18 protein-coding genes are annotated in these 25,866 nt (G+C 56.2%); 4 read left to right on the top strand and 14 right to left on the bottom strand.

Translation table 11 applies throughout. The features are described from left to right. Positions 1 to 125: 125 nt before the first annotated feature. The 7 genes from ACZ48V_RS04415 to ACZ48V_RS04385 form a co-directional block, all read right to left on the bottom strand. Positions 126 to 824 (bottom strand): hypothetical protein, encoded by a 699-nt coding sequence (locus tag ACZ48V_RS04415; RefSeq protein WP_464541976.1) that lies wholly within the window; start codon positions 822 to 824, stop codon positions 126 to 128. A 769-nt stretch (positions 825 to 1,593) separates the two neighbouring features. Next, positions 1,594 to 2,415 (bottom strand): IS630 family transposase, encoded by an 822-nt coding sequence (locus ACZ48V_RS04410; RefSeq protein WP_464541974.1) that lies wholly within the window; start codon positions 2,413 to 2,415, stop codon positions 1,594 to 1,596. Beyond that, positions 2,304 to 2,678, bottom strand: coding sequence for a helix-turn-helix domain-containing protein (locus ACZ48V_RS04405; protein WP_464541972.1), 375 nt, complete (start codon positions 2,676 to 2,678; stop codon positions 2,304 to 2,306). Before ACZ48V_RS04405 ends, ACZ48V_RS04410 begins: the two co-directional genes overlap by 112 nt. Before the next feature lie 99 nt (positions 2,679 to 2,777). Then, positions 2,778 to 3,998: a hypothetical protein gene (locus ACZ48V_RS04400; protein WP_464541970.1), complete on the bottom strand. Its 1,221-nt coding sequence runs from the start codon at positions 3,996 to 3,998 to the stop codon at positions 2,778 to 2,780. 406 nt (positions 3,999 to 4,404) lie between these two features. Continuing rightward, on the bottom strand, positions 4,405 to 6,207 hold the full coding sequence (locus ACZ48V_RS04395; protein ID WP_464541968.1) for an ABC transporter ATP-binding protein: 1,803 nt from the start codon (positions 6,205 to 6,207) through the stop codon (positions 4,405 to 4,407). Positions 6,208 to 6,266: 59 nt separating this feature from the next. Beyond that, on the bottom strand, positions 6,267 to 7,391 hold the full coding sequence (gene gmd / locus ACZ48V_RS04390; RefSeq protein ID WP_464541966.1) for a GDP-mannose 4,6-dehydratase: 1,125 nt from the start codon (positions 7,389 to 7,391) through the stop codon (positions 6,267 to 6,269). A 1,634-nt stretch (positions 7,392 to 9,025) separates the two neighbouring features. Beyond that, entirely contained in the window at positions 9,026 to 10,834 is a 1,809-nt protein-coding gene (locus ACZ48V_RS04385; protein WP_464541964.1) for an ABC transporter ATP-binding protein, read from the bottom strand. Positions 10,835 to 11,305: 471 nt separating this feature from the next. Between ACZ48V_RS04385 and ACZ48V_RS04380 the strand changes: the two genes are divergently transcribed. Continuing rightward, entirely contained in the window at positions 11,306 to 12,544 is a 1,239-nt protein-coding gene (locus ACZ48V_RS04380) for a glycosyltransferase family 8 protein (RefSeq protein WP_464541962.1), read from the top strand. A gap of 632 nt (positions 12,545 to 13,176) precedes the next feature. Here the strand turns inward: ACZ48V_RS04380 and ACZ48V_RS04375 are convergent. The 4 genes from ACZ48V_RS04375 to ACZ48V_RS04360 form a co-directional block, all read right to left on the bottom strand. After that, complete coding sequence (locus ACZ48V_RS04375; protein WP_464541960.1) at positions 13,177 to 14,973, bottom strand: SulP family inorganic anion transporter; 1,797 nt, start codon at positions 14,971 to 14,973, stop codon at positions 13,177 to 13,179. Between the two features lie 104 nt (positions 14,974 to 15,077). Beyond that, positions 15,078 to 16,532: an MBL fold metallo-hydrolase gene (locus ACZ48V_RS04370; RefSeq protein WP_464541958.1), complete on the bottom strand. Its 1,455-nt coding sequence runs from the start codon at positions 16,530 to 16,532 to the stop codon at positions 15,078 to 15,080. Positions 16,533 to 16,600: 68 nt separating this feature from the next. Continuing rightward, a complete protein-coding gene (locus ACZ48V_RS04365) occupies positions 16,601 to 17,065 on the bottom strand; it encodes a DUF6691 family protein (RefSeq protein ID WP_464541956.1) in 465 nt (154 codons plus the stop codon). Between the two features lie 98 nt (positions 17,066 to 17,163). Continuing rightward, positions 17,164 to 17,727: a YeeE/YedE family protein gene (locus ACZ48V_RS04360; RefSeq protein WP_464541954.1), complete on the bottom strand. Its 564-nt coding sequence runs from the start codon at positions 17,725 to 17,727 to the stop codon at positions 17,164 to 17,166. A gap of 398 nt (positions 17,728 to 18,125) precedes the next feature. Between ACZ48V_RS04360 and ACZ48V_RS04355 the strand changes: the two genes are divergently transcribed. Further along, positions 18,126 to 19,013, top strand: a complete 888-nt coding sequence (locus tag ACZ48V_RS04355; protein WP_464541952.1) for an SDR family NAD(P)-dependent oxidoreductase — start codon at positions 18,126 to 18,128, stop codon at positions 19,011 to 19,013. A 463-nt stretch (positions 19,014 to 19,476) separates the two neighbouring features. On the opposite strand, the gene ACZ48V_RS04350 is transcribed toward ACZ48V_RS04355, so the two are convergent. From ACZ48V_RS04350 to ACZ48V_RS04340, 3 genes are all read right to left on the bottom strand, one after another. After that, positions 19,477 to 20,244: an ABC transporter ATP-binding protein gene (locus tag ACZ48V_RS04350; RefSeq protein ID WP_464541950.1), complete on the bottom strand. Its 768-nt coding sequence runs from the start codon at positions 20,242 to 20,244 to the stop codon at positions 19,477 to 19,479. Between the two features lie 110 nt (positions 20,245 to 20,354). After that, positions 20,355 to 21,683, bottom strand: coding sequence for an efflux RND transporter periplasmic adaptor subunit (locus ACZ48V_RS04345; RefSeq protein ID WP_464541948.1), 1,329 nt, complete (start codon positions 21,681 to 21,683; stop codon positions 20,355 to 20,357). Between the two features lie 106 nt (positions 21,684 to 21,789). Then, positions 21,790 to 23,163, bottom strand: a complete 1,374-nt coding sequence (locus ACZ48V_RS04340; protein WP_464541946.1) for a TolC family protein — start codon at positions 23,161 to 23,163, stop codon at positions 21,790 to 21,792. Positions 23,164 to 23,745: 582 nt separating this feature from the next. Here ACZ48V_RS04340 and ACZ48V_RS04335 point away from each other — a divergent pair. Both ACZ48V_RS04335 and ACZ48V_RS04330 read left to right on the top strand, forming a co-directional pair. Then, a complete protein-coding gene (locus tag ACZ48V_RS04335) occupies positions 23,746 to 24,990 on the top strand; it encodes a hypothetical protein (RefSeq protein ID WP_464541944.1) in 1,245 nt (414 codons plus the stop codon). Positions 24,991 to 25,226: 236 nt separating this feature from the next. Next, positions 25,227 to 25,820 carry a condensin complex protein MksE gene (locus tag ACZ48V_RS04330; protein WP_464541942.1) on the top strand — a complete coding sequence of 198 codons (594 nt, stop codon included), beginning with the start codon at positions 25,227 to 25,229 and terminating at the stop codon, positions 25,818 to 25,820. The last annotated feature ends 46 nt before the right edge of the window (positions 25,821 to 25,866 follow it).

Here is a 25,866-nt window from a genome sequence, read left to right as displayed (position 1 = left end):
CAACTTTCCTCAGCCCTCTATTCGACAACTCACGAATTACCCTGGGAGGCATGAACAAAATGGGGAACCAATATCGCTGGCGGCAAGCACCTATCGTCAGAAAGACGCAACTTCCTTTTCATGCTCTACTTGGTTTTGCCACTCGGTAATGCACTTATCTTTTCTTCGAGAAGACTCGCGTTCCAAGCTGCAGGGCGCAAAGCAGATAGTTCTACTATCGATATTCCGACCTCTTTTGCTGCTTTTAAGAGTCTACTAAAGACACGAGTTGCTTTCTCGTACCTCTCGTACAGTACTGTAGAGTCTAAGTGGTCAAACTGTGTTTCGCCTGTATTTTTACGTGTCGTAAAGCGATCTACTGCTTCCTCCGCTGGAATCTTAAGGTAACAGAGAACTTCAGGTGTGCTACCTGGGTAAAGTTCAGTTATAAGTGTACAAATCTGTCTATCGTCAAGTTTACACTCAGTTGCCAATAGTGACCAGAGTGCTTGAAAGGGACCTTGGTCAAGTAAAACAATTTCATTTTGGGATGAGTGAAGTTGTGTACGGGCACAAAGATCGGTGTACTTTAAAATCCGAGTTCTAGCATCAGAAGCCTCGTAAGTCAAAACTTTTAAAAGCAGATGGATGTGATTCGGATTTCCAAGCAACCACTTTGAAACTTGGATGAGATGATTGAGCTTGTATAGGTATTTGCTCTTATCAAGACTATAAAACTCACTGTACGTTAAAGTTTTACTATTGGCAATTTTTTCGTTAGATATAGCATTGATAATGGTACTTTTACCTGAGCCTGGTAAACCCATCATTTCTACTGCAGCCATGTAGTTTAATCTGAAAGCAAGGTTATCCCTGCAATTTGAATAAGGCGTTGATCAATTAAAGCCTGTATAAATTTAAAACATAGGAATCTTAAGTGGGAGTGTAGCGATTTTGGCTACACTAAAGTGTGCTGAAAAGCAAACTGATACTCAAAGAGGTCACTTGCAAGAACGCTAAAACAGTTGCACGTAGTCTTCTCTTAACGAGTAACAATGCGCAAGTATTGTTTGATCCGTCCGAAAAAAACCGCTCAATCTTGTTTCGATCCTTTTGGAGGTTGGAGTCAATGATCCGCTGAAGGATATTGACCTTGCGCGAGAGGCTTCTTCAAGGCGGGACAGCAAGAGCCAGTGTGGTACAGCCTTAACGCGGGTGGGTACGCGCACTTACTTCAGAGAAACCGTCTTCAATAAGTGGAGCACACACAGTAGTTTATCTTCGTTTTTTGAGTGCGCTCTTTTCTGCTCTCATACTGTCGATGTTTGCTTTCCAGAGTGTGTGAGCGAGTGTAACACTGTCAAGCAGTTTCAAAAAACGGATATAACGTCTCGAACTCGTCGTTTTGTGAGTCTCATGTAAGCCCGAAGCACCTTGTCATCGGTGGCAAGATCACGATATCGGAGTTTATTCATATCTAAGACTACACGTCACATCGGCATGGTAAACTACGGAAATTGTCGATTTTCGCATTATCTGACGGCAAAGCGAGGAGTCTGCTCCAGCACGCTGCAAACAGACCTGAAAGAGAGAATCACATGACTAAGTACACTGTCAACTAAGTTTTTGATACATAGCGTTGTCTGGATGGGCGGCCTGGTAGTGCCGGTTGAGCTTCTGTCGGGCGGTTTCTACGGTAAAGGCCCACTGGATCGTGATCTGTTTTTCATTGCGCTCCCGGGTGAGGACCATCACCTCCCGTTCCAGCATCTTTTGACTGGCGATGCGCCGCGCGAGGCACTGCCGGCTGATCGCTGAGAGCTCAATCTCGACCATGTTGAGCCAACTGGCTCCTTTCGGCGTAAAGTGGAACCGGTAGAATTGCTGGAGATCATGGGCGGTCTCAGCGTCGAAGTTTTCGTAGAACGAACCCGCATGATGCGTATTCAGATTGTCCTGCACGAGGTGGACGCGCGTCACCGCGGGGCGATGGGTCCGATACGTGTCGGCGAGTTCTTTCATGAAGCGGGCATAGTCCTGTTTGCGGCGCTGTTTGAATACCCGAGTGAAGCGCCATCCAGCCTTGGGGTCAACCGCGACCATCAACACGCAGGATCCAAGTTTTTCGTATTCGTAGTGCTCGCGCTTCGATTGGCCCTCGCTTATCGGCAGCGGGACCACCGTGTCTCCGATCAAAAAGCAGGGCCGTTTGTCGAAGCAGACCACCGGCTCGGTTGGGTCGTAAGGTCGGCGATAAAGCGCTAACAGGTGTTCCATCTGTGCGATGAACCGTGGGGTGATCTTACCGATGCACCACTGTCTTTTCAAGTGCGGCTTGAGTTCGTTTTTTTTAGAATCGTGGCCACATGGGTATGCGAGATACGGGAGCAGTAGCCAAGCTCGACCGCCTTGTCGGCCAAGAGACGAAGCGTCCACTGGGCGTGGCCCGTCGGCGGCTCCGAGCAGGCCAGCGCCGTAACCGAAGCGCGGGCCTCCTCTTCGAATCGGTCACGCCAGTTGGCGACGCTGTTGGACGAGACGCTTAAAAGCGTTGCAACCGACGCGAGGGTGTGGCCCTGGTCGAGCAGAAGAAGCGCACGGGCCCGTTTGAACACCCGAGCGGACAAGGTACCGGCAGCGGTGAGGCGTTCGAGATCCTGGCGCTGAGCGTCGTTGAGTTGCAGGTGGAGGCGTGGCATGGTAGGAGGTCGGGCTGGAGGAAAAGGACGTTTCGACAAGACAACGCAAGACAATACGACATTCGCACAAGATGTCCAAGAACTTTCTTTAAGATGTACTTACCCTAATTCAGTGATTGCCTTCTCGAGGTTACGACTTGCCCTCATAGCAGAGGCAGAAAGCCTTTTTTGAATCCAAGTAAGCAATTCACGATCTTTTAGACACGCAGCAATGTGTTGAATCCGTCTTAGTTGCAGCCCCCTTTTCATTAATTCAGACCCATGAACAAAAAAATCCAGGGCATCATACTTCATAAAAAACATGTAACGTTTATCTCTCCAAGAGAACCGTTCTCCTCGGCTTACATCTTGATCCGAATGTCGGATGATGTCAGCAATACATACTGCAGGTATTCCAGCTGACCATGCATTTACCGAAAGGTGATAAGTGTCGGTAATGATAAAGTCAAACTCTTCCATCCAGCTTAGATCCTCCATATCTAAACTGTATCCCAACTTCGTATCATCGAGAGAAAACTTCGATGCGGACCTACGCAGCATCGAGTACCCAATTTTTTTACGTTTCTCAATCCAAGGTACCCAAACTGTTGATGCATTCATTGATGATGCTAGAGCCTGTGCAAATCTTCCTAATTTAAAATGCTTTTTAACTCCTACTGACCTTCCAAAGAAGACACCCACTTTCTTTGATACACTTTTCCGTTTTGAGATCGAAGCAGCATTATTATTGTATATGCTATTCCATCCGAGTATGGCACAATCCACGCCTTGTGGCGTGTTGTCGTTATTTCCTAATATAGATGCGGTATCTGCTGTATAATAGTCCCTTCCTAACCATGCTTTTGAATCTCTTATTAGCTGTGTTAGATGTGTATGGTATGGCTCTTTTCTAAGAGTTTTAGGTGAGTCAAGCAGAAGTGTACCCCCGAATCGAACAACTTTTTTTCTTGCCTTCTTGCTAGATTGAGACATCAACAATACTTCTGTAGTGAAATCAAATGCATCTTCATATGTCTCGAATATCCCGTCCTCGAAAAGTCGTTGTGCATATCTGCGGATCTTACGATCCATTTGAAGAAAATCTCCCCAGAATATGATGGCGTCTGAGTTCAACGCCTTTCTATAAACCTTTTCATCAAGCAGACACTCATATCCAGATTGAGGACCTCCATTGTAAGATATTTTGTCGAACCTATACTTTACACTTTTAAGATCAAGGCTGCATCTTCTTTCGAAGATGTCCCATCCTCTGTCTACTGCCTCCATTCCAGCATTGAAACGTGACGGGGATGCACATATTATGCTTACGCTAACACTCATGTCTAAAGTTTGATAATTAAGGTTCAGGCCATTACTTACGAACTACGCACATCTAAATTTTTGCAATTGTAGAATTGCTTAATCAGTCCGGAACTAAACTGGCTTTGAAAAAATCGAGGGTTTTCAATTCCAGTAAATTAGGATTTAAGATTAGGAGCAACTCACATCTGCACCTCTTAACTTTTTAATTCACTTTTAAGTAATCGGGGGCTTTCTTGATAATTTAGTGCTGTGTTAATGCTCATTATAGTGGCGTTTCAATAACGCTTCAGCTTCAGATGATCTTTGCGAAACTGTTATTCCAGACAGGGCGACACTGTCACGGCTGATCCGAAATCTATACCTTATCTTTAGTGCAATAGCTTCGGAGTTGGCTATACCAAATTGACAATTGACACGACAGACACTATGAGGTTACCATCTTCTTAAATTTGCTATGGCTTTGGACCAAATCATCATATTTGCCCTCTCCTACTTTACGACCGCCTTCAAGCATCACAATGTTGTCAGCTCGTTTTACTGTACTTAACCGATGTGCAATCATGATAACAGTATGGTCGCCTTCGAGTCCATAGATCGCTTTCATGACACTGGCCTCGGTTGCCTGATCGAGCGCACTTGTTGCTTCGTCAAAAACAAGCACAGAGGGTTTGTGGTATAGCGCACGGGCAATACCAATACGCTGCTGCTGTCCACCTGAGAGCTTAACGCCTCTCTCTCCTACAACAGTATTCCATTGGTTAGGAAGTTCGTCATTTATAAAATCGTAAATGTGAGCACGACGAGCTGCATCTTGAACAGCATCCATATCAATCTCTTCTTCAGGCACGCCAAACGCAATGTTGTGCGTAATCGTATCGTCGGAGAGATAAATCTGCTGGGGTACGTACCCGATGTTTTGTTGCCATGACCGAAGATTTCCCTCTTCGAGAGACACACCATCTACAGAAATAGTGCCTTGCTGCGGACGAAGGAGTCCAAGAATCAGATCGATAGCAGTGGTCTTCCCTGAGCCTGTTTTGCCAACGAATCCTACAGTTGTGTGTGCTGGCATTTCAAATGACAAGTCCTTAATAGCTGGTTCTTTAGCTCCTGGATAAAAGAAAGTAACAGAATCAAGAACACACTTCTTATTTAATTGGAGGTCTTCTTTCTCTTCTTGTCCACCACCAGAATAGGAAAGTGTTGTAAAGAATTTGCGCTTAGTCAAGTCGCGATGCAAAGCCTGAAGGGCAGCAATATTGAACCGAGCGCTGGCAACCCCTTTGAAAGCTTCTTGTAAAGCAGGCATGAGCCGGTAGCCCGCGAATGCATACAACCCTAACATAGGAATAACCTGTTGTAGATTTTCTTGGACTGCAATGAGATACACCGCAATGAGGATGATTCCTCCAAAGGCAACAGCCTCCAAGATATACCGGGGAGCTCTTTTAATTATTTTATATTGTGCTTGAACACGAGCATATCGTTTCGAGGGTAAAGCATATTGATCAATGAAAGTTTTTTCTTTACCGCGAAGCTTAACCTCTTTGATTCCACCAAAAGCCTCACTAACAAATCGATAACGTCCCTCATTAGCCTTTACACGTTCTTTTCCAGTATAATCAAGACGTGTTTTAACAAGAAGGTAAACACCGATGTATGCAGTTCCAAGTACAACGGCCACAGCACAAGCCAAGATTGGGTCCACGTAAATGAGTAACCCAATAATTGCAAGCGCAACAAGGGATTTTGCCGCTCCTCGAAGCACGGGAAGCAACATTTGAGTCGTAACTTCTCGCACCTCTTCCAAAATATTTTTTCCTAACTCTGAGCTATTCCGAGTAAGAAAATATTCATAGGGACGGTGGAGATACCGGCTCAGAAGCCTCTTTGAGAGGCTATGGTTACGTCCCCACACGTAACGGTAAAGTGCCCAGGTTGTGAATACAATGAATGCATTGCTGACAACCAGTGCGGCGAATGCACCAAGCCCAAGTGCGATCAAAAAGGAGTTTGTGTCGGCGAATCCGAACGTTTCGTATGCCCAACTCAGGTAGAAATTCTCTTGAATAATAGACGGATCGGCAGCTACAGACAAGAAGGGCATAATGGAGGCGACGCTCACCACCTCCAACCCGGCCATGATTACCACAGCGATGAAGAGCAATCCCAGGTTGCGCTTCTCGCGCGGGGTGAGTAGATCGAAAAAGGTGCGGAGGATTTCCATGGGGCGCGTTGTTAGTTGCGCTGTAGTCCAGCGCTATTCAATGAACAGCAAAAGGCAATCTACGAATCTCGCTGTATAACCATCTCTTCCTTCGCTTCAACGATATCTCCAGCCACCATCTCCTCGGCCATCTCTTCCAGTGAGTACTGCGGCGTCCAGCCCAGCTGCGTGCGGGCTTTCTCGGCGTCGCCCAAGAGCAGCTCAACTTCGGTCGGACGGTAGTAGCGGGGGTCGATGTCGACCACACACTGGCCGGTTTCGGCGTCGTAGCCTTTTTCGTCTTCGCCGTCGCCCTTCCACACAATGTCGATGTCGGCGGATTTGAAGGCGAGCGTTGCGAAGTCGCGCACGGTTGTGGTCTGGCCGGTGGCCAGCACGTAGTCGTCGGGCGTGTCTTGCTGGAGCATCAGGTACATGCCCTCTACGTAGTCGCGGGCATGGCCCCAGTCGCGCTTGGCGTCTAAGTTGCCGAGGTAGGTCGTCTCTTGCAGTCCGAGTTTGATACGCGCGGCTGCACGGGTGATCTTGCGCGTCACGAACGTCTCGCCGCGTCGGGGACTCTCGTGGTTAAAGAGAATCCCGTTGGAGGCGTGGATGTCGTATGCTTCTCGGTAGTTGATCGTGATCCAGTAGGCGTAGAGTTTGGCGGCTGCGTAGGGACTTCGCGGATAGAACGGTGTCGTTTCGCTCTGGGGCGTTTCTTGCACCTTGCCGTAGAGCTCTGAGGTCGACGCCTGGTAGAACCGCGTCTTCTCGGTCAGGTCCAGGATGCGAATGGCTTCCAACAGCCGCAGCGTACCCAACGCATCCACATCAGCGGTGTACTCGGGGCTGTCGAAGCTGACCTGCACGTGGCTTTGCGCGGCCAGGTTGTAGATCTCATCCGGCTGGGTCTCCTGCACAATGCGAATCAGGTTCGACGAGTCGGTCATGTCGCCGTAGTGGAGGAAGAAGCGGACCTCCTCCTCGTGCGGATCCTGGTACAGGTGGTCAATACGATCCGTGTTGAACTGCGACGCCCTCCGCTTGATGCCGTGCACTTCGTATCCCTTATCAAGCAACAGCTCGGCCAAGTACGATCCGTCTTGGCCGGTTACGCCGGTGACAAGTGCCACGGGACGCTCGCCTGTTGTACCGGGACGGTCCTCTGGGATTTTGCTCGTGATTTGCTTATCGGCTGCCATTATGATGCGGTTGATGTGTTGTATGATGCATTTGAAGGTAGGTACGGTGCCCCCGAATTACAATGCGAGATCTGGTGTTTGAATGGGGCATCACGCAAAGAATGCGTGCAAATACGGTACCAGGGTCCGGTAGACTCGCTACCGACACGATAGCACATGTATCATGCAGCTTTGGCTACGTTCCAAGGGGCCGTTCCTTCGACGGGTTCAGTCAGTACCTGAAAAATATGCCCCCGCTCTGTCCGGGACTCCGCCTGTGTTGAACTTGATTCGGTAATCCGGGGACTCGGGGGTCCTCAGATTCGTTTAGGCAGCACTCTCTACAAGGCTGTCATGGTGAGCGGACGGCGAAGCCGAGAGTCGAACCATCTTCTGCTCGGCCTGCAGGCCCCGACAATCTACCTCAGTCAAGCGACGTATGAGATTGTACCCCAGAAGCACTTCCTCCCTGCGGTCAGGGCGCCACACTCCCCTCATGCCGACGCAGCCGGAAAGAAAGGGTGCCCGAAGGGCGGGGTGGCCCCCTGCCGGGTAAAGATCCCGGGTCTTCGCTGGGCTGCGCCCGGGATGACTTGAACGTGTAGGATTTTTCTGGAAGGCGCGTCTACCTCTTTACTTCACCACCCCTCCAACACCAAGTCCCTGGCCCCCCGCCTGCCCCGAACGCCGATCCGGGGGCTCGGGGTCTCCTCATATCCGTAAAGGCAAAAAGTTTCCAACACGAGCGGGCACTTATTTTCAAGCGGGCATCGTGGGCAGATCTCTGCTAATAGCCATTCTGCCTCACACAGCAATGCATAAGATTTCCACGTCGCTAACGCTGCCTGCAATGATACGGTGAGGAAGTTTCCTGCGTGCGTATCATGCTCGCATAGACCTCCAGTTTAGCCGTGTGCCTGTCGCGATCCCTCACCCTAAATCCCCCTCCTCTGAGGATAGTCTATGCACACAACATGGAGTAGCCATGAGCGTTGGTTATCTGTTGCAATACTGCGTTGGTGTTCATTTTTTCCTGGATGAAAAAACGAACCAAAAAAATCACGGCTGGAAGAACTGGGCCTGACTCCGCCCTCCGGGCCGCTAAAATTGATCAAACTCGCTCACAGGTTCGCTCAAACACGATCAATTTTCAAGCGCGTCCCTCTGGGCTTCGTCCGGGCGGCCCACTTCTTCGAGGCCGGAAAGGGCTCATAACCGAAGGAGTTAGGTCTTGAGAGTACCTGAGCCTCCTCAAACAGCGTATTGAAACGCAGATTAGATCATGCCGACGAGGCCGTCGGTACAGCAAGGAGCAGGTACAGCAAGGAGCGAATCAGTGCACAAGCGGCAGAGCAGGCCAATTTTGAATCAACAAGGTAGCAAAGAAAAAGTTATGTGCAAGGACTAGCCCCTCAGTGGGACGTGATGGGCTCCGTCCGCGCCCCTTTGGCAGCATTACGGTGCCAAAGACTCCCCTCCTACCGATGCGCCAGCATCGGAAAGGAGGGGTGCCCGAAGGGCGGGGTGGTCCCCTGCCGGGTAAAGATCCCGGGTCTTCGCTGCGCCCGGGATGACTTGCTGTTTTGGGGTTTGCTTTACCGTAGACTTACGATCCTGTTTTAGTGCTCCATTCCAACAACACTTCTTCCCTATACTCAGGAGGATACGGCGGCAAACGCTCCGGTGCCTGCTTGTAGCGCATCGTAGGAGCCCTGTGCTACCACGCGGCCCGCTTCAATCTGGATAATATGATCTGCGTGTTTGAGGGTGTGGATGCGGTGCGCGATGCAGACGATCAGGCGGTGTGCCTTGCGCTTGTGCAATGCCTGCATGACCTGCGTCTCGGTGGCACGGTCCAGGGCGCTCGTGGCTTCGTCGAGTACGAGCACCGGTGGTTCGCGGTAGAGCGCACGCGCCAGTCCGATGCGCTGCTGCTGTCCGCCTGAGAGCGCCACGCCACGCTCGCCGACCGGCGTCTGCCACCGTTCGGGCAGTTCCTGCTCTACGAAGTCGTCGATGCACGCAATGCGCGCGGCCTCCTGCACGGCCTGCATGTCGATGGATTCCGGTGGCACGCCAAATGCGATGTTCTGCGCAATGGTGGTGTCTTCGAGATAGATGTGCTGCGGCACGTAGCCGATCGCCTGCTGCCACCGATTCAGCACCTCACCCTGCAGCGGCTCGCCGTCAATGCGAATCGTGCCCTCCTCTGGCTCCAGCAGACCCAGCATCAGGTCGACGGCGGTGGTCTTTCCGGATCCGGTGGAGCCGATAATGCCGACGGTCTGCCCGGTGTCCATTCGTATTGATACATTCTGAAGTGCGGGACGCTCAGCACCGGGGTAGCGAAACGTGACCGCGTCGAACGTCACGGCTTCGTGCAGCGGGAGCGGCTTGGGAGCTGGTGCAGATGTTGGGGAGGCCGCGGCCGTCGCATCCCCCTGAAGTGTATCTGTCTGAAGACCCTCGCGCAGATCGCGCAGCGCGGCGGTGTTGAACTGCACGCTGGCCGCCCCCTTGAACGCACCTTGCAGCGCGGGCAGCAGGCGGTATCCGGCAAAGGCGTACACGCCCAACGTGGGGATGACACTCGACATGGTGCCTTGTACAGCAATCAGGTAGACGGCAATCAGGATGATGCCGCCAAAGGTAACGATTTCAAGTGCATAGCGGGGCATGTGCTGCAATGCGCTGTAGCGAGCCTGGTAGCGCGCGTACCGTGCCGAGGGCTCGGTGTACCGGCGCAGACGCTCGGCGGCATGGGCACGGTGCAGCTTGCTCTCTTTGATACTTCCAAAGGCTTCCGCTACATGTTGATAGCGCGCGCTGTTGGACTGCACACGCTCCTCACCATAGCCGCGGATGCGGTGGCGAATGCCTATGTACAAGATCGTGTAGGCGCTCCCCAACACACATGCTGCGATAAGCGCAACCCACGGGTCGTAGGCCACCAGAAATCCGGCAATGAACAGCGCTACGACGGCTTTGGCTCCGCCTTTGAGTGCAGGCACGAGCATGCCGTTTACGACCTCGCGGATCTCTTCGAGCACGTTCTTGCCAAGCTCTGCGCTGTTGCGTGTCAAGAAGTAGGTGTAGGGACGCTCCATGTAGCGCTGCAACAGCCGCCGCGACAGATTGTGGTTCCACATCCAGGCGTAGTGGTACATCGCCCAGGTGGTGGCTACGATAACTGTGTTGCTCACGAGCATGGCCCCAAGCGCAGCGAGTCCCAGCGCAATGAGAAAGGCGTTCGTATCCCCAAACCCGAATGTCTCATACGCCCATTGCAGGTACGGGGTCGTGTGGATGCGCGCAGGATCGGCGGCCACCGACAGAAACGGCATGATCGAAGCCACGCTCACGACCTCCAGCAGCGCCATCACGACAACGGCAGCAAACAGCCCATAGAGCCGCCGACGCTCATGCGGGGTGAGGAGTTGGAAAAACAGGCGCAGTGCGTGCATGACGCAGGGGCGTTACGGGGTGGTGTCGGAGGCGAGGCGTAGCCGTCTTGTGACTTCACAAATGACGGTACGTGACGCAGGTTGCTTCCTGCAAGCTACACAAATATCAAGTTGGCTTTACCAATTGCGCTCCACCAGGTGCTAGCAAATGATCCACATACCCATAAATAGGGGCATCGCAAACCTGTTTGCCACAGTGAAGCATGAAGTATATAGAACCACGAATGAGACGTCTTCTTAGAGTCTGTTTGGGTTTTGGTTTGTAGGCGAGAGCGAGCGCCGCTGAAGCGAAAATTGGACCACGATGGCGGTTCGTAGCCGGGGCTACGGGCCGACATTGGGGGCAATTTGCACCAGGGGCATGACCTTCGGCCCCAGTCCAGCGCCGCCGCTCGGAGCCCAAATTAAGAAATCAAAACAGGCTCTTAGGCGGCTAATTTAATAGGGGGTTCTCTATTCTCTCTGCTGAATATGCGATTGGTCCTGAGTCATGTTCGCACTCTGCCTTCTTTCTCGAGCATCGAGCCGCTATGCGGGTCAGCATCCCGAGCCTTGCGGAGTATCTGCCGGTATAAATCTCGTGGACTGCTACGTTATCCGGCTGTTCAGAATTGTGTATGCGCTGGAGCCCTGGCGATTGCTTTTTTCTCTATACAATCTATTTTCAATATGCCTGTCCCAGATAACCCGCTCGTCCTTGTTCTTGGCGGTGACGATAATTACGCTGTTCCCATGGCCGTTACACTGTACTCGTCGCTGAGACACTGCACAGCGAACCTGCCCGTCGCCGTGTATATTTTAGATGGTGGCATCTCTTCAGACAGCAAGCAACGCCTGGAGCATATCGCTCTCCGTGCTGCGCCTCGTGTTGAGATACACTGGATACCTGTGACTCCCGAATCTGTGCCACACGGTATGCACTCCACTCCCTGGCTCAACGACACAGCATTCCTGCGGCTGCTTGTCCCTGATGTTCTACCTGATCACTGCACACGAGCGCTGTATCTGGATAGCGATCTTGTCGTACAGGACGATCTCATGGAGATATGGCGGGTACCTTTCGACGGTGCCGCCATCCTGGCTGTGCAGGACGCAGGTGTTCCCTATGTTTCCGACCGCCGTGGCATTCCCTCATACGGTTCGATGGGCCTTTCTGCAACGTCACCTTATTTCAATTCCGGAGTGATGATGCTAAATGTACCACGCTGGCGTACCGAACGTATAGGTCAGCAGGTTATAGACTACTTGCATGCCCATACCCATAAGAACCACTTTGGTAACCAGGATGGGCTGAATGCAGTATTAGCGCATGACTGGAAACCACTTTCAGCACTTTGGAACGTACCATCTTTTATTCAAGCGCCTTATTGGGCACGTAACGTACGTGCCTGGGCTGACTCCGACTTTCTTCGTGAGATGCGAGCTCTGCGCACATGCCTGTCAGCAGCAGCTCGCATTATTCACTATGCCGGGCCTAAAAAACCGTGGCACTGGGCAAACCCTTCTCCGCTGCAGCGGATCTGGTATCAATCGCTCTGGCAAAGCGGCTGGTACACGCCTGCTGAAGCAACGCAGTCTCGGTTGGCCTTCTACACGCGCTGGACAGCCCAACGCTTCGTCATTGATCCAGTGCGACGTAGCACACGTCCGTTCCGTCAACGGCTTGCAGATTGGATTATTGAATCGTCGCGTCAGTCCGATCCTGTGTGACGTTCTGGCTAATCTTATCTTCATGCTGATTGCCGGCGCAGCCCGGAAGAAGAGAACCTGAAAGGAGGGGGGCCTTAGCGGGGTAAAGAGACCGGGATTGCGCTGCGCCTGAGATGACCTGAGCGTGTGGGATGGAGTTGCCCCGGTCTGGAAGACGCGTCTGCCTCTTTACTCCCCCCTCCAACCCCAGGTCATCCCGGACCCGCCTGTGTTGAACTTGATTCGGTAATCCGGGGACTCGGGGGCTCCTCATATCCGTAAAGACGATTGTTTCCAACACGAGGCTGCACCTACCGAACGGGCATCGTGGGCAGGTCTCTGCTAATAGCCAGTCTGCCTCGCACAGCAATGCATAAGAGCACCCTAAAGGCACTTCCTCGCTACGCTCACAGCGCCGCGTCGCTACGCTCCTCGCAATGACACGGTGAATGGTTATTCGAGACTTACACGAGCTGAACGCCAGCGTAACGAACCCTCAAAACTCCCCTCCTACCGGCGTTAGCCGGAAAGGAGGGGGAGCCAAAAGGGTGGGGTGATCCAGGGCCAGGCTTCGCCAACCGAGAAAGATCCCGGGGCTCCGCTGTGCCCAGGATGACTTGTGCTGTGGGTTAGGGCCATCGTCGCCCTGAACCCTACGCGTCGGCTTCGGTGGGTACGGACTCGGGTTGCTTCGTGGCTTTGCTGGATGCAGGGGAGGCGCCAATCTCGGCAGCGGCGTCCGCATCAGACGCGTTGTCCTCGCCTTCGTTGCGGTGGGCTGCTTCAGCGGCCTGCACGGCGCTGTGGACTTCGTGAAAGAGGTGGTTGGGGCCGAGTTCGTGCACTACGCCCGCCCGGTTGAGCACGTCGTGCACCGGGCCCTTGAGTCCGGCCAGGTAGAGGTCCACGTCGCTCTCATGGCACGTTTCGATGACCTCGTGCAGCGCGTGGGCCGCGGTTGAGTCCACGCGGTTCACAGGATACATGTCGATCACGATAGCCCGCAAGGCCTCGTTGTTGAGGTCGATTTCGCTGACGAGGTCTTTGAAGGTCGCCACGTTGGCGAAGTAGAGCGCTGCATCCATGCGCACGATCATGATGTCGGCGCGTGTGATGGCTTCTGGGCTCCGCTTGAGGTTGCGGTAGGTTGTGGAATCGGGCAGGCGGCCCATGATGGCGGTGTGCGGTGTGGCACTCTGGTGGATCACGGCGATGAGCGATACGATGACGCCGGCGATAATCCCTTCTTCAATGCCAAGCGAGAGCGTGGCCACAAACGTGATGCCCATCAGCATCAGGTCGCGGCGGTCGACACGCCACAGGTAGATGGCCTCTTTCCAGTCAACGAGTCCCGACACCGCGACCATCACAATCGAGGCGAGCACGGCATTGGGCATGTAGTAGAAAAGCGGGGTGAGCACGAGCAGGGTAAGCGCGATAACACCAGCACTGACAAGGGCGGCCGCGTTGGTCTTTGCGCCTGCATCGGCGTTGACTGCCGTACGTGAGAATCCCCCTGTAGTCGGGTAGGCCTGAAAGAACGCACCGGCAACGTTGGCCATTCCGAGTCCGACCAGTTCTTTGTTCGCGTCGAGGCCATAGCCGTTGCGGCGAGCGTAGATCTTGGCGACGGCTACCGACTCCATGAATCCGATAAAGGCTATCGTGAGCGCGCCGGGGATCAGCGCTTGCAGGTCGGCCCAGGTGAATGCCGGGATGACAACCCCCGGAAGCCCGCCGGGTACGTCGCCTACGATCGCGACGTTACTGTTGTCGCCGCCGACGCTCCAGAGCAGTCCGGTTGCAAGCACCACCACGACAAGCGCACCCGGGATCGCCTTCGACCAGCGCCGGAGCGCAACAAGAATCGCGATGCCCCCCAGCCCGATCGCAACGGTGGGCCAGTGGATTGCTTCCCACTGCTGCAGAGCCGCCCAGACAATCTCGTGGATGTAGTTGGAACGCTCAATGTCGACGCCCAGCAGGTGGCTCAGCTGACTGAATCCGATGATGAGCGCAGCGGCGGAGGTAAACCCGCTAAGTACGGGGTGCGACAGAAAATTGACCAGGAAGCCAAACCGGAGGAGTCCCATAAGCAGTTGCAGCACGCCCACCATGAGCGTCAGCACAAGCGTGAGCATGATATAGCGACTCGGGTCCCCGTCTGCGAGGGGCGCAACGCTGGCAGCTACGAGTAGCGAAACGAGCGCTACGGGTCCGACGGCAAGCTGTCTTGAGGTGCCGAAGATGGCGTATCCCACGAGCGGGATGAGCGACGCATAGAGTCCGTAGATCGGAGGCAGCCCCGCGATCAGCGCGTAGGCCATGCCCTGTGGAATGAGCATCACACCCACGGTGAGTCCAGCAGAGAGGTCGCCTTTCAGGGCGCTGGAGTTGTAGTCGGCCAGCTGATCGAGAAGCGGGAGCGCGGAGCGAAGTCGAGCAAGCATGGGAGGCGCAGGCCAGGTGCATCAAAGACGTATGGTGCAAAACAAGACAGGAGCGACCCGGTAGCCAGGCCGCTCCCGCTGTGTGTTGTGGGCAGTTGCCCGTGTTACGCGGCAACGGCTTCTTCCGAAACAGGCGCCTCGTAGTCCGAGAAGTTGCCATTCACGTAGGCTACGGTGCGTCCGGCGCGGGCCAGATAGGCCGAGGCAGCCGCGGCGCGGGCTCCGCTTCCGCAGTGCACCAGCAGCGTGTCAGCATCGGGCAGATCAGCTTCATACTCCGGCAGGCGCGTGTAGGAAGCGTTGTGCGCGCCTGCTACGTGCCCGGCGTCGTACTCCGAGCGGAAGCGCACGTCCACCACCGCCGTATTGTCGGCGTGGCGACGCTGCTCCAGTTCGGCGAAGTCGATCTCTTCGATAGAGGCCGTCTCCGCATCCGCAACGTAGCGCTGCAGGGTTTCGAGGGTCGCAAAGGCCACCACGTTGTCGTATCCGATGCGGACCAGGTCGCGCACGGCTTCCTCAACGTCGCCCTCGTCGATCAGCAGCACGATCGGTGTGGTTTCGTCTTCGACGAGCGAGCCGACCACCGTGTTAAACGACTTGTTCATCGGGGCGTAGAGCGCGCCCGGAACGTGTGTTTCCATGAAGGCGGAGCGGTCGATCCGCGTATCCACGATGAGCGACGCATTGTTTTCGGCGTGGTTCTTTAGTTCGCGCACAGTCAGCTTCTTGGGCTGCGGCAGCTGGCCGAGTACGGGCGCACCCAGCTTGTTGTCGCGCTTCATACGCGCAAAGTAGAGCTGCGGCTCGGGCTGTCCGTCGAGGATGGCCTCCACAAATCGGTCTTCACCCTCAAGCGCGGCGCCGACCATCGGGTTGTACTTGCGCTCGTATCCGATTGTGGTCTGCGGCACCGCGCCGAGGGCTTTGCCACAGGTGGAACCCGCGCCGTGGGCAGGCCACACTTGCAGGTAGTCGGGCATGTCGAGGAAACGTTGCACCGAGCGGTAGAGCTCACGTGCGGACGGCTCCATGACGCCTTCGACTTTGGCGGCCGATTCGAGCAGGTCGGGGCGGCCCAGGTCGTTCACAAATGCGAAGTCGCCGGTTACGACGCCCATCGGCTCCGTAGCGCCTCCGCCCTTGTCGGTGATCGTAAAGGCCATGTGCTCGGGCGTGTGGCCCGGCGTATGCACCGCTTTCACCTCGATGTTGCCAATCGTGAAGGTGTCGCCGTCGTAGAGCAGCTGCGCATCGTATGAGCCGCCGCTCTCTTTCGGTTCTTTGATCCACTCGTACTTCCAGTCGTCGGTGCCCTCGTCGGAGAGATAGAGCTTCGTATCGAAGCGCTCGGCAAACTCGCGAGCGCCCGAGAGGAAGTCGGCGTGGATGTGCGTCTCCGCAACGGCAACAATTTCAACGCCCTCTTCCTCGGCGAGCTCCAGGTACTGGTCGATGTCGCGCTCCGGGTCAACAACGAGCGCTTCGCCGGTTTGCTGGCAGCCGATGAGGTAGGCATACTGAGCGAGCTTGGGATCGAAAATCTGACGGAATAGCATGGTAGTCTGTTGGAGTTATGTATATAAAAACGAGGATGAATGCAGGCGTACCTGCAAATGTCTGAAAGTTAGTGCGGCAGATGCGGACGCAGCGCGCCGTACACCCAGGTGCCAGCCACTGCGCTAAGCAACGCAACGATCATGACGGAGTACCCGCCACCGATCAGCGCGAAGATGGGGCCGGGGCAGGCACCCAGAAGCGCCCAGCCGAGGCCGAACATGATGCCGCCTACCCAATAGCGGTAGTTCGACCACTGCTTCGGGTTAATGGTGATGGCCTCGCCGTCGAGCGTGCGGATGTCGAAATACTTGATCGCCTGCACGCCGATCATCGCCACCACAACGGCGCTTCCGATGATGCCGTACATGTGAAACGCCTCAAAGCGAAACATCTCTTGAATGCGAAACCAGGACACCACCTCACTCTGGACGAAGATGATGCCGAAGATCATTCCCAGAAGCAGGTAGCCAAAGAGGCCACCTACGGTGAGATTTGCTTCGGTTTGTTCGGATTGTTGGGTCGTCGTAGCCATAACAGGTCAGCAGAACGTAGTTGTAAGGGAAACGCACAGGGGGGTGCGAAGCGAGCCGCCTCAGCAGCTGCTTCAGCACGCGCTACAGTCAGCACGCGCTACAGGATGAGAGGCAAGACTACGTAGGTCACGAAGAGCCCACCAATGAAGAACCCGATTACAGCGATGAGCGACGGCACCTGCAGGTCAGCGAGCCCGCTGATAGCGTGGCCCGAGGTACACCCGCCGGCGTAGCGCGCCCCGAATCCCACCAGAAAGCCACCTACGACAATCATGATGAAGCCCGGAAGTGAGGCCAGCCCCTCCCACGTAAAGATGTCATTGGGAAGAAGCCCCGTGAAGTCGGAGATTCCCAGCGCGGTGAGCTGCGCACGCGCACCCTCCGAAATCCCGATCTCCGGGTTCGGATGCGCCAGCAGCGTCGTTGCAATCAATCCGCCCAGCACGATGCCGACGGCAAACACGAGATTCCAGAGCCCCGACTTCTTCCAGTCGTACTGAAAGAACTCGATACGCCCCGGAATGGTGGCGGCACAGGCATGGCGCAGGTTGGCCGAAATCCCGAACATCTTGCCTCCGGCAATAAGCAGCGCGGGCACAATCAGTCCGATAAGCGGTCCGGCCACGTACCAGGGCCAGGTTTGGGAGAGCATCTCAATCATAGGTGCGTTACCATTGGGGTGTTGTTATAACAAGTTTGCGAGAGAGTATATATGCTACGCAAGTATCTTGTTCCAAGATCACATCGCACAAAAATACATGCCCAACCCCTTTAAGCGGCATATATTATTATCTCAACGTATTCTTTATAATACTTACAAAGAATATACTATCCTTTCAGCGTGTTACGCTCTTTTGACTACATGTAGTAACAACTTAATCAAGTCTCATCTGCACCGATGTGAGCATGCTACGCACGCTGATGTGGGGATTTTTCTGACATGCTGCGTCCTGCGTCTACGTAAGCCATGGCCTGCGGCCTGAACGGGGCCACGGGCGAATGCGTACGTTTCGCATCCTTTACGCCCAACCGTTCTATATACCAACCCGTTAATCTATTATGTCGGATACAAACGCTGATGCCCCGTCGCGACGTCAATTTCTTACACGCGGCGGCACCGCCCTGGCAGGCGTAGCAGCTGCAGGCGCATCGTTTGCAGCCGCACCTGCACCGTCCGCTACACCCAACCGTTCAGGGCGCTTCGACGACACCGTCGTGCTCATCACCGGTGCCACCTCCGGCATCGGCGAAGCCACCGCCCGCGCCTTTGCCGATGAAGGCGCGTCGGTCTTCTTCTGCGGACGCCGCGAGCATCTGGGCGCTGAAGTCGAGGGGGCAATTCGGGGTGCCGGCGGCGAGGCCACGTACATGCGCGCCGATGTGCGCGAGGAGACGCAAGTGGAGGCGTTTGTCTCGGCGTGTGTTGAAACCTATGGCACAGTCGATGTCGCCTTTAACAACGCAGGCATCGAAGGGCCCAATGGGGGCTATAACGGCATCGCCATGGAGGGGGAGATGGGCTATCACGACCTGATGCGCACGAACGTCGACGGCGTGCTCTACGCCATGCGCTACGAAATTCCGGTGATGGTGGAGCAGGGAGCGGGCGTAATCATCAACACCGGATCGGTCTTGACGAGCCGTGGCTCGGGTTCGTGGGGGGCATACGCCGCCTCAAAGCATGCCGTGCACGGGCTGTCGCGCTCAGCCGCCCAGCGCCACGCGGGCGACGGACTCCGCATTCTCACGCTTTCGCCGGGCGCTACCGAGACGGACCTGCTGCGCCGCTTCTACGGCGGTAGCCTGGAGGGAGCTGGCGAGAACCATCCCATGGGTCGCCTCGCCCAGCCCGAAGACATCGCCGCGATGGTGCTGCACCTAAGCTCCGATGGCGCCAACTTCGTGTCGGGGGCCAACATCGAGGTAGACGGCACCTCAACGGCGTAACTGCCGATGCTTCCGCCCGTGCTTCCCTGTTCGAGACGAACTGCCGCAGCGGCGATACTCGAGGCGACAGCACACGTCATCCCAAGCGCAGCGGAGCCCCGGGGTCTTTTACGGTTGGCGAAGCCTGGCCCTGGACCACCCCGCCCTTTCGGGTCCCCCCTCCTTTCCAGCTAACGCCGGTAGGAGGGGAGTCTCTGGTGCCGTAATACTGCAGTAAGAAGCCCCCTCACCTTGTCATTGCGAGGACGAAGGACGACGCAATCTCATACGCTTCTGTTCGAATTGGCTGGCTGTTAGCAGAGACCTGCTCACGATTTCCACTTGACGGTAGGGGGCAGCCTCGTGTTGGAAACGATCGTCTTTACGGATATGGGGAGTCCCCGAGTCCCCGAGTCTCCGGATCCGCGTCCGGGGCAGGCGGGGACTGTGGCGTTCTTCACGCTTCACAAAGGCACGCTCGGAATCAGAACACTTCGTGTTCGAACGTAGGCTGTGCCACGCGGGTGTCTTGCTCCAGCTTGCCATCCCGCAGGCGCAGGATGCGACGGGCATGCTGCGCGATGTCTTCCTCGTGCGTAACCACCAGAAGCGTGTTGCCCTGCCGGTGCAGCTCCTCGAAGAGCCGCATGATCTCATCGCCCGTTTCGGTGTCGAGGTTACCGGTCGGCTCGTCGGCCAGTATGATCGAGGGCGCGTTGACCAGCGCACGCGCCGTGGCCACCCGCTGCCGCTGCCCGCCCGAGAGCTCGTTGGGCCTGTGGTCCATGCGATCGCCGAGGCCGACCTTTCGGAGCGCCTCCGCCGCGCGCTCGTGCCGCTCGGCCTGCTTCATCCCGGCGTAGATCAGCGGCAGCTCCACGTTGCGCAGACAGTCCACACGCGGAAGCAGGTTAAACGTCTGAAAGATAAACCCGATCTCGCGATTGCGAATCTCGGCAAGCTCGTCGTCGGAGTAGTGGCTGACGTCGTTGCCGTTCAGCAAGTAGGTGCCGCTGGTGGGCGTGTCGAGACAGCCCAGCATGTTCATGAACGTCGACTTGCCCGACCCTGACGGCCCCATGATCGCGACGTACTCCCCCTCCTCGACGGAGACGTCGATGCCGTCGAGCGCCCAGACCTCCTCGCTCCCCATCACGTAGCGTTTCTTGAGTCCGGTAATCTGAAGGAGGGGACCGGCGGGGGACGCGACGGTTGGTGCGCCTGACGACGTACGTTGCGTAGATGAGGCCATATGCAGATAGACAAAAGGTAACCAGAAACCCGAGACAGTGAGACGTCGAAGCGAAGATCCTTCGCATCCCCCCGTATTCTTATGTATGCTGATTCTTACGCGCTGCGCAACTATCGAGAGGCTGTGCGGCGTCCGCCCTGGCGGGGCGATTCTTCGATTGTGATGGGCGCGCCGTCGTTTAGCTCGCGGCTGACGGCGCTGTACGGCCCCGTGATGACGCGCTCGCCGGCGCTGAGTCCAGAGCGCACCTCGATGTATGTATCGTCGGCAATGCCGGTATCGACGGCGCGCACGTGCGCCGAGTCGCCATCGGCCACGAAGACCACGCGGCGCATGCTGTCTGCCGAGCGCCGTCCGCCCCCCTCTTCGTCGTCCATATTACGTACCGTAACGGCCTGGATGGGCACGGAGATGACGTTCTCTACCGTCCGGGTCGAGATATCGACGCTGCCGCTCATGCCGGGTCGGATGACGGGCGCGGGCGCGACGGGCTCTCCATCTTCGGCTGTTGCGATACCGCCTTCGGGGCCGGTCATGACTTCGCCGGCGTCTTCGTTATGTGCGTCGAGCAGCCGGATCTTCACCGGGAAGTTCGTGACCTGCTCTTGCGTACCCTCGCCGCTTACGCGAGCCGAGTTGGCGATTTCGGTGACCGTGCCGCGAAAGGTGCGGTCGGGGTGAGCGTCAATCTCGATACGTGCGGTGTCGCCGGGACTCACATTCACAACGTCGTTTTCGTTGATATCCACTTCCATCTCCATCTGATTGAGGCGGGCGATGCGCATCATTTCGGTGCCTTGCATCTGCGAGGTGCCTACCACGCGCTCGCCGAGCTCTACGTCGAGCTTGCTGATGGTGCCGCTCATGGGCGCGTAGATGTTTGTTTTTTCGAGCTGCTCGCGGGCGTCGCGCAGCGTAGCCATGGCGCTTTGCACCTGGTAGCGGGCGCCCTGCAGCCGGGCCACGGCCTGCTTGTAGCGCGACTCGGCGGCCTCGTACTCGCTTTCTGGAATGACGTCGCGCTCAAACAGGCGTTTCTGCCGGTCGTACTCCAGCCGCACCTGCAGCGAGTCGGCTTCGCGCTCGGCGAGGTTGGCGCGGGCGCGGGCCACCTCGGCCTGGGTGCGCTCAAGCTGGGCCTGGTAGTTATCGGGACGCAGGCGCACGAGCAGGTCGCCCTGGCTGACCTGAGCGCCCTCGCGCACGTTCAGCTCCACGATCTCGCCCGCTACGTCGGGACTAATGGTAACCTCCACCTCGGGCTGTGCGCGTCCGAATGCGGTTACGACCTGCGTGATGGTACGCTCGTCGGCGTTTTCAGCCTGTACAGCGATGCCATCGGCCCCGCCGCCGAACCAGCCCATGAAGCGACCGGCCGTACCCAGCAGGATGAGCACCAGGATGATTCCGCCAATGATGTAGAAGATGCGACGCATCATAAGAGTGTCTCAATAAAGGGATGTAAGAAGAGGGCGCGTCGCGCGGTTGGATCAACAAGGCGCGGGGCCCTCAGGGGGTGTGACGTTCGCTGCCTGCTTGTTCTGCCTATTCAAAAAGGGGCGCATCGGGATTAAGCGTACCCACCTGGTAGTCGATCAGCTTCTGCTGAAACACTACGTTGAACTCCGCCTGCACCTGCTGACTTGCAGCATCGGTGAAGTCGCGAGTCGCCTGCGAGAGCTCCACGATCGAGGCGCTGCCCAGGTTATAACGCTCTTCGGCCGCTTCGCGGGCTCGCTCCGCTGCACGCAGGCGCGTGTCGGCCACTTCGAGCTGCTTCAGCGCGTTGCGGTAGTCGAGCACGGCCTGCCGCACCTGCAGCGCGATGTTCTGGCGCTGGTCTTGCAGGTTGTATTCGGCCTGGCGCACATCGGCCCGTGCCTGAGCCGTCTGGTTGCGGCGCTGCAGCCGGTCGAAGACTGCAAAGGAGAGCGAGATGCCTATGTTGCCCCCACGGCGCGAGTCGAGCACATCAAAGAACGACGGGTCGGGGTCGCCCGGAAGCGCAGCCGTGCTGGCCCAGTTGGTGTTGTACCCGAAGTTGAGCGAGAGCGACGGCCAGTAGCTGGACTGCGCGATGCGGATGCTCTGTTCAGAGGCAGACAGGTTGGCCTCTTCCGCCCGCAGGTCTACGCGCCGATCGAAGGCATTCTGTAGCATCTCATCCATTGCGTAGATCTGCTCTTGCGTAGCTACCTCGCTAACCGGCGGAGCTTCAAAGTCGTACGTGCCGAACGGGTCGAGCTGCAGCGTCTGAATCAGCCGCGTGGTGTTGACCTCGACTTCCCGCTCGGACTGCAGGAGCTGCTGCTCGGCCTGGGCCAGGTCGGCTTCGGCCTGAAAGAGATCGGACGTGGGCCGGGCGCCCGCATCCACAAACTCCTGGATCTGCTCCAGCTGCTGGCGCTGCACCGCGACCTCATCTTCGCGCACTTCCACCTCTTGCTTGCTCTGTGCCAGGTCAATGAACTGCTCCATCACCGTAAACACGACATCCTGCCGCGTGCGCTCCAGGTTAAGCTCGCTGGCCTGTCCGCGACGGTTGGCTTGCTGCAGCGACGCAATGTTGTTGAACCCGTCGAAGACCGTGACGCTGGAGTTGGCGCCGACGCGGAAGATATCGGTCGTCTGGTTTACGATGGCCCCTTCTTCCTGGCTAAAGCTGCGTCCGAACTGGCGGGTGGTACCGCTGTTGATACTCAGGTTCGGTGCAAAATCGAACTGGCGCTGCCGGATGGTAGCGTCCTGGCGCTGCACGTCGTTTATGGCACGCCGCAGATCGGTATTCTGGTCGAGCGCAATGGTGACGGCATCGTCGAAGGTGATGGTTTCGGGGCTTTGCTGCGCCTGAACGGGAGCGGTTCCTACCGCGGCGAACAGAGCGAGCGTACAACAGAGGGCGGCAACAAACGAGCGCATAGAACACAAGCGGGTCAGCAGAATCGACGGAACGGATGCAGCACAGGCACTTGCGGCACACGGTTTCTGTGGCCACGCGATGCGCCTTGCGCTGCTGTGCCCTCTCTACGGAGCCATGCGAAGCAATGTTACAGCACAGGTTATGAGCTGCCGCTCTGGCTGCATCAGGCGCTTGTGGGGGGCTTTTGAGATCCCGGGGTGGTGTCTAAGCCAGGAATCGACATATTAGCTTGCGCCCAGTTGCGTTGGACATCAGAAACGAGGGCTGGTAGCGGCTTAATGTCAAGCGGTGGAGGCAACGGGCCCGTTGTCGAAAATGAGGAGCGTCTCTCAGCCTGCACGTTCCCTACAGAACTGGAGGTAGCAAACAGGGACCGTTCGCTTCAAGAAATATTTTTTAGGAGACCGATCGTCGATGTACTCACCTACCACCCGAGTGCCTTGTCTGCTCTTCATTCAAGGGGATATGGATCCTGCATCGACCTTGCTTTTTATGTTGCGCTTAATACAAACCGGACGTAGCTTATATTTACACTATTTACACTTCCATGTGCTTTACTTCAGTAACTGTAACGGTGCATCATGGCCGGCCGTGACCTGAAGACCTTCCTGCGCTTAGCGCACGATCATCTATCGACATTGCAAGCAATACATGCGGCACCGCACGGGCTGCGTGAAGCAGAGATCCGTACCCATCTTCGCCGTGCCCAGCAAGGCCGTAGCGCCTCTACACCCTCAGTGCCGCACATCTTTCGGCAGCTCTGCACCCATGGGCTCATCGAGCCGCTTCCTGAGCAATCCGCCGTATACGAACCTACAATGCGCATTCAGCGCCTCTTACGCGAGTTTCAGCGCGAGCAGGTGCTGAGTACTCCGAAGGTCCTCCGAGGACACCTGGAGCAGATCGCCACCGACCGGGAGCGTCTTCGCGCGTTCGGCGAAACGGGCTCGCAGAGCGGTGCTATTCGCATCCTTGAACGCATTGGAGACGAAATGGAAGAGATCCGGCGAATCTCCCGGCGTAATCGCGAGGCCATTCTGAGTCACGTTGCGGCATTGCGAGCTCAAACGAAAGGCATAAGCGTGAAAGACCGCTTCGACGTCGTCCTCGAAATGATGAACGACCACATCGACCCGCTGGAAGAGCTCGTGCGCACTGGTGGGATGGCGGAAGACCAGTTTTCGCAATTGAACACCGCACTTGGTCATGTGCAACCAGCGTTTACTGATGCTCCTGCGGTACTGCGTGAGCTTGCCGTTGCCAGAGCCCGTCTGCGCCGCGTGCGCCGTCGCGTCCTCCAAAACTTTGAGACAGCCCGCGACGAGGTTCTGCCCCTGTTCAAAGAGCAAAAGCGTAGCACCATGCTCGTTCGTGGCGCATCTCAACTTCTGCAGGCCGTCCATCGTGCCGGCCCCGACGTGCTGCGCCTGCCCGAACGCCTCCAACTACTCCGCATCAACATACGCACCGTCTTCGATGACGACGCCATGCGAAGTTTCCTGCTGGATATGCGCGCCTATACGCCGGCACCGCCAGATCCTATCTCCGACTATACTGCAGACGCCCCACCAGTGGCCCTACCACGCCGCGATGAACTCATCGCCCAGATAGTACAGGCGTGCCCAATAGACGACGTAATGGCTCGACTTGTTAGTCAGTTTGCAGATGCCGATACGTCTCACGTACTCGCCGCCTACCGGTACGTCCTGCAGAGCAACGAACTGCATATCTCGTTCGATACAACACCTTGCACGTACCCGCATGGCCCGTATCTCATTGAGGCGCACCCTGTTCGCGTAGAAGCCGCTGAGTTGACCGCTATCTGACTATGCCTGACGACTATCAAAACTTAAGTAGGCCCACAAAAGAATCTTTGATTATGTCATTGCGAGGAGCGCCAGCGACGCGGCGCTGTGAGCGTAGCGAGGAAGTGCCTTATAAGCAGGATAAACCGCTTCAACTGACGTATGAGATCGCCGCGTCGGTCGCAGGCTCCCTCCTCGCGATGACAAGGTGTAAACGTATTTTCGCCGACTTACTTAACAACTTTACCTGCTTGATTATGAAGCCCCTTCCCCATCTTGCCACGATCTTCGACCGTCTCCGCAGAGGGTACCACTTTACGCCATCGGATGGCGATCTCTTCCGGGTTCTCTGGAATAGATTTGAGGCGTATGAGAACGCTTTTGCAGCTTTTGGACTGCATCTACACAAACACCCCCAAAATGTCGTTTACTTGGCTTCCGATCTTGACAAAAACCCGGGCAAGCAGGCGCGTACGATGGGATTATTTGTATTGGTGATGGTCGAATGGATGGGGAACGGGCACGCAGCGATCATTCCGACCTTCTTCGATGCCTGGTGGCCCATCGACGACCTCCCGCATCTTGCATCCGATCGATATCGCGAGTATATGGAGCAGGTAGATGTGAATGATGCCGATGACCTGGCGGGCGTCATTCGGTTACTCGAAACGTATGGGTTCGCCGAAACCCGGACCGGAGGCACGTTTCAGTTTCGGACTGCATCATATCGCTTTCTGGATCTGTGTGTCGAAGCTGCAGAGATGAGCGCTTCCTCTGATGCTGCAGCGTCCGACGCTGACACACAGGGCGACTCACACACCTACCCGCTCCCTCCTATCCAGAAATCGTAGCGCCCCCCATCCGAACGCCCCCATCCTCCTCATCACATCATTGTAT

The organism is Longimonas haloalkaliphila (genome assembly GCF_055379825.1).
This window is presented reverse-complemented; position numbering and strand designations above follow the sequence as displayed.

Bases quoted from the DNA above. Each gene is read 5' to 3' on its own strand.
- ACZ48V_RS04415 (WP_464541976.1), bottom strand. From the start codon at position 824: ATGGCTGCAGTAGAAATGATGGGTTTACCAGGCTCAGGTAAAAGTACC.
- ACZ48V_RS04405 (WP_464541972.1), bottom strand. From the start codon at position 2,678: ATGCCACGCCTCCACCTGCAACTCAACGACGCTCAGCGCCAGGATCTC.
- ACZ48V_RS04400 (WP_464541970.1), bottom strand. From the start codon at position 3,998: ATGAGTGTTAGCGTAAGCATAATATGTGCATCCCCGTCACGTTTCAAT.
- ACZ48V_RS04395 (WP_464541968.1), bottom strand. From the start codon at position 6,207: ATGGAAATCCTCCGCACCTTTTTCGATCTACTCACCCCGCGCGAGAAG.
- gmd (WP_464541966.1), bottom strand. From the start codon at position 7,391: ATGGCAGCCGATAAGCAAATCACGAGCAAAATCCCAGAGGACCGTCCC.
- ACZ48V_RS04385 (WP_464541964.1), bottom strand. From the start codon at position 10,834: ATGCACGCACTGCGCCTGTTTTTCCAACTCCTCACCCCGCATGAGCGT.
- ACZ48V_RS04380 (WP_464541962.1), top strand. From the start codon at position 11,306: ATGCGATTGGTCCTGAGTCATGTTCGCACTCTGCCTTCTTTCTCGAGC.
- ACZ48V_RS04375 (WP_464541960.1), bottom strand. From the start codon at position 14,973: ATGCTTGCTCGACTTCGCTCCGCGCTCCCGCTTCTCGATCAGCTGGCC.
- ACZ48V_RS04370 (WP_464541958.1), bottom strand. From the start codon at position 16,532: ATGCTATTCCGTCAGATTTTCGATCCCAAGCTCGCTCAGTATGCCTAC.
- ACZ48V_RS04365 (WP_464541956.1), bottom strand. From the start codon at position 17,065: ATGGCTACGACGACCCAACAATCCGAACAAACCGAAGCAAATCTCACC.
- ACZ48V_RS04360 (WP_464541954.1), bottom strand. From the start codon at position 17,727: ATGATTGAGATGCTCTCCCAAACCTGGCCCTGGTACGTGGCCGGACCG.
- ACZ48V_RS04355 (WP_464541952.1), top strand. From the start codon at position 18,126: ATGTCGGATACAAACGCTGATGCCCCGTCGCGACGTCAATTTCTTACA.
- ACZ48V_RS04350 (WP_464541950.1), bottom strand. From the start codon at position 20,244: ATGGCCTCATCTACGCAACGTACGTCGTCAGGCGCACCAACCGTCGCG.
- ACZ48V_RS04345 (WP_464541948.1), bottom strand. From the start codon at position 21,683: ATGATGCGTCGCATCTTCTACATCATTGGCGGAATCATCCTGGTGCTC.
- ACZ48V_RS04340 (WP_464541946.1), bottom strand. From the start codon at position 23,163: ATGCGCTCGTTTGTTGCCGCCCTCTGTTGTACGCTCGCTCTGTTCGCC.
- ACZ48V_RS04335 (WP_464541944.1), top strand. From the start codon at position 23,746: ATGGCCGGCCGTGACCTGAAGACCTTCCTGCGCTTAGCGCACGATCAT.
- ACZ48V_RS04330 (WP_464541942.1), top strand. From the start codon at position 25,227: ATGAAGCCCCTTCCCCATCTTGCCACGATCTTCGACCGTCTCCGCAGA.